This window comes from Gemmatimonas sp., assembly GCF_044345575.1.
In the GTDB taxonomy this organism is placed as follows: Bacteria; Gemmatimonadota; Gemmatimonadetes; order Gemmatimonadales; family Gemmatimonadaceae; genus Gemmatimonas.
Genome location: NZ_JBIJAW010000324.1, coordinates 1 through 3,666, shown reverse-complemented (window position 1 = coordinate 3,666; position 3,666 = coordinate 1). Strand labels below are relative to the sequence as shown.

The window sequence follows — 3,666 nt, the reverse complement described above, 5'->3', positions numbered from 1 at the left end:
AGGGTCTCATTGGTTTCACCGCGAAGACTGGGGGGAACTGCTTTCGCGGAGGCGCGGAGGGTTACCGCGGCACGATCCCCGCGAACGGTGCATCCGCACCGGCGCGCAACGCCTCGATACGTTCCATGGTGAAGTCGACCAGCTCCTTCATTGTAGGCGCGTCGAACACCAGCTTGGCACCGGCCGCGGCATACAACTCCGGCAACGTGCGCGTGCCGCCGAGCGAGAGGAACTGCTTGTACATCGCCACCGCGTTGCCCGCGTCCTGCACGGCGTTGCGGAACACCTGCAGGGCCCCAAGCTGGGCAATGCCGTACTCGATGTAGTAGAACGGCAGCTCGAAGATGTGGAGCTGGCGGTACCAGCGCGCCACGCGCTCGCGCTCGAGGCCGCTCCAATCCACCCCCTGTTCGTAATCGGCGCGCAGCTGCAGCCACTTGGCGTCACGCGCTTCGCGATCGGCGCCGGCCGCGTCGGTGTAGATCCACGCTTGGAACGCATCGACGCTCGCGATGTGCACAAGCGCGCCAAGCACGTCTTCGAGATGTTCGAGCCACGCTACACGGGCTTCCTGCGGCGTGTAGTAACCCTCCGGCTGCACCAGATACGGCATGGCCAGCAGCTCCATGCTCATGGAGGCAAGCTCGGCGGCCTCGTGGCCCGTCTTCCGCATCCAGGTGTACGGCAGCTTGTGCGTGGCGAAGTCGTGGAAGCAGTGCCCCGCTTCGTGCACGAGCGTGTTCACGTCGTCGGGCACGCCCACCGCGTTCATGAAGATGAACGGGCGGCCGCGGAACGACAGATCGGTGCAGTACCCGCCGGGCGCCTTACCCGGGCGGCTCTCCAGATCGAGCAGCGATTCCTCGGCCATGAGCGCGAACTGCCCGCCGAGTTCGGGATCGACGCGCCGGAACACGTTGCGCGCGCGGTCGACGAAGGTGTCGACCGTGTCGAACGGACGCAGCGGCTCCTTGGCGTCGAGATCGACACTGGTGTCCCACGGACGCAGCACGTCGACGCCGAGTGACCGCCGGCGATAGTCCATGAGCTTGGCCACCGCGGGGGTGACCGTTTCGCGAACCGCCTCGTGGAAGCTGGCGGTGTCACGCGGTGTGTAGTCGAAGCGATGCTTGGCCGCAAAGCAGTACTGCTGATAGTCGGCAAAGCCCGCTTCCTTCGCGACCGCGACACGCAACGCGTACATGCCATCGAAGCACTCCGCCAGTTCGTCGCGCTTGGCGAGATACGCCGAAGCACCCAAGCGGAAGGCGCGTTCACGCACCGCGCGATCGGCGGCCTTGAGATACGGCTGCAACTGCGGGATGGTCTTGGCCTCGCCGTCCCAGTCGACACTCATCCCACCGATGAGCTTCTGGTAGCCGGCCGACAGCTCCTCGATGCGCGAGAAGCGTTCGACGTTGGCTTCCCGGAAGATCTCGATATCGCTGCGGAACCGATGGAGCGTGGTGGCGAGATCGGGGCGCGACCACCCCAACTCGACGAGGCGGCGCGCCAGACGCACCTGCTGCTCTTCGAGCTTGGGGAAGATGTCCATCGAAAACCGCAGATACGCCGCCTCGCGCGCTTCGTCGGCGGTGTTGGCCGTGTAGGCGATCATGGCCAGGGTGCCGGCCTCCCCGATGAGCGTGTCCAGACGCGACCAGGTCGCGAGCCACGGCTCCACGCTCTGGCTCGACGCCTCGAGTGGCACAGTGGCCAGGGTCTCGTAATACGGCAACACGTCGTTCCACGACGCGTCACGGAATGCCTCGGGGGAGGCAGGAAGCTCGATCATCAGGGGGAGTGTCTCAGTCATTCGCCGTACGGGATCCAGATGTTCTTGACCTGCACGGCTCGGCGGAGGAAATCACGTCCCTCCCCAGCGCGCGGGTCCAGCCATTCCCGGCCCGTCCACTCGGTCCAGGTGCGCTTCAGATTGGCCGCGGACGCCTTCTCGACTGCAGCGGCTCCCGTGTGTGTCCCAAAGTACCACACGGCCTCGACATCGTCATGGTCCGCCAGGGTACGGACGAGCGAATCCCGGGGTCCCGTCACGATGTTGATCACGCCGGCGGGCACATCGGAGGTTTCGAGCACGCTGTAGAAGTCGGTCGCGGCGAGCGGGAATCGCTCCGACGGTACGGCCACCACCCGGTTCCCCGTGGCGATGAGCGGGGCCACGAGGGACACGAAGCCAAGGAGCGGATACGGATCGGGGCACGCCACGCCGACCACGCCGATGGGTTCATGCATCGCGAGCGCGACGCCGCGCAGCGGCACGTCGTGCACCGCGCCGTCGTGCTTGTCGGCCCACGCGGCGTAGGTGAACAAGCGCGAAATGGCGGCATTCACCTCGTCCGCTCCCGCCACGAGCGCGTCGCCCGTCATGCTCACGATGCGCTGCGCGAATTCGGCGGCGCGGGCGGACAGATTCTCGGCGATGTAGTAGAGAATCTGTGCGCGCTGATGTCCGCTCAGCTTGGGCCATCCGCCCGCCGCGTGCGCGGCTTCGACGGCATTGCGGATATCCTTGCGATTGCCTTCTCCGACTTCACCCACGGCCCGACCGGCGAGCGACCGCACGGTGATGGTGTACCCGGAATCGGGGCGCGCCTGCTTGCCGCCGATGAACAGCTTGGGGGTGCGATCGATGGCGGGGAGCGTGGCCGTCTCAGTGTCGTCGGCGTCGGCATCGCCATCGAAATGCGCCGTGGCGGCGATCACCGGCAGCGGCGCCGCCTCGTGCGCCTTGATGGGCTTGAGGTACTCCCACAGGCCCTCACGCCCGCCTTCGCGACCGAAGCCGCTCTCGCGGTAACCGCCGAAGCCGGCCGAGGCGTCGAACAGGTTGGTGCTGTTGACCCACACCACCCCGCACTTGAGCTTCGGGGCCACGTCGAGCGCGAGGTTGATGTTCTCGCTCCACACGCTGGCCGCGAGCCCGAACGGCGTGTTGTTGGCGAGTGCCACCGCCTCTTCGGGGGTGCGGAAAGTCATGCTCACCAGCACGGGGCCGAAGATCTCGACCTGCGCGATGGTGGCGCTGGGTGCGACATTGGTGAACAACGTGGGTGGATGGAACCATCCATCGGCAGGTTCGGCCCACGACGGCTGCCAGCAGGTGGCGCCTTCGTCCACACCCTGCTGGCAGAGCGCGCGTATGCGCTCGAGCTGCACCGGCGCCACGATGGCGCCCATGTCCACCGACTTGTCGAGCGGCGACCCCACGCGCAGTCGCTCCATTCGGTCACGCAGCTTCGCGAGCAAACGGTCGGCGACCCCCTCCTGCACGAGCAGACGGGAGCCGGCGCAGCACACCTGCCCCTGATTGAACCAGATCGCGTCGACGACGCCCTCGACCACACTGTCGAGATCCGCATCTTCGAACACGATGAAGGGGCTCTTGCCCCCCAGCTCGAGCGAGAGGCCCTTGCCACTGCCCGCCGTGGCCACGCGAATGGCGCGCCCCACCTCGGTGCTGCCGGTAAAGGCGATCTTGTCCACGTCGTCGTGCGAGACGATCGCGGCCCCCGTCGCGCCGTCCCCCGTGACGAGGTTGAATACGCCGGGCGGCAAGCCGATCTCGTGCACCAGCTCAGCGAAGCGAATGGCCGTGAGCGGCGTGAACTCGGCGGGCTTGAGGACGATCGTGTTTCCGGCCGCGAG

At 66.8% G+C, this 3,666-nt stretch carries 2 protein-coding genes; both read right to left on the bottom strand.

The genetic code is table 11. The annotated features are described in order from the left end of the window. Positions 1-61: 61 nt before the first annotated feature. Positions 62-1,795 carry a M3 family oligoendopeptidase gene (locus ACIQ6O_RS14430; protein WP_396208479.1) on the bottom strand — a complete coding sequence of 578 codons (1,734 nt, stop codon included), beginning with the start codon at positions 1,793-1,795 and terminating at the stop codon, positions 62-64. Between the two features lie 17 nt (positions 1,796-1,812). Further along, positions 1,813-3,666 (bottom strand): aldehyde dehydrogenase family protein (locus ACIQ6O_RS14425; RefSeq protein ID WP_396208478.1); only part of this gene is annotated, 1,854 nt, incomplete at its 5' end.

Coding starts and splice junctions, on each gene's coding strand:
- ACIQ6O_RS14430 (WP_396208479.1), bottom strand. CDS start 1,795: ATGATCGAGCTTCCTGCCTCCCCCGAGGCATTCCGTGACGCGTCGTGG.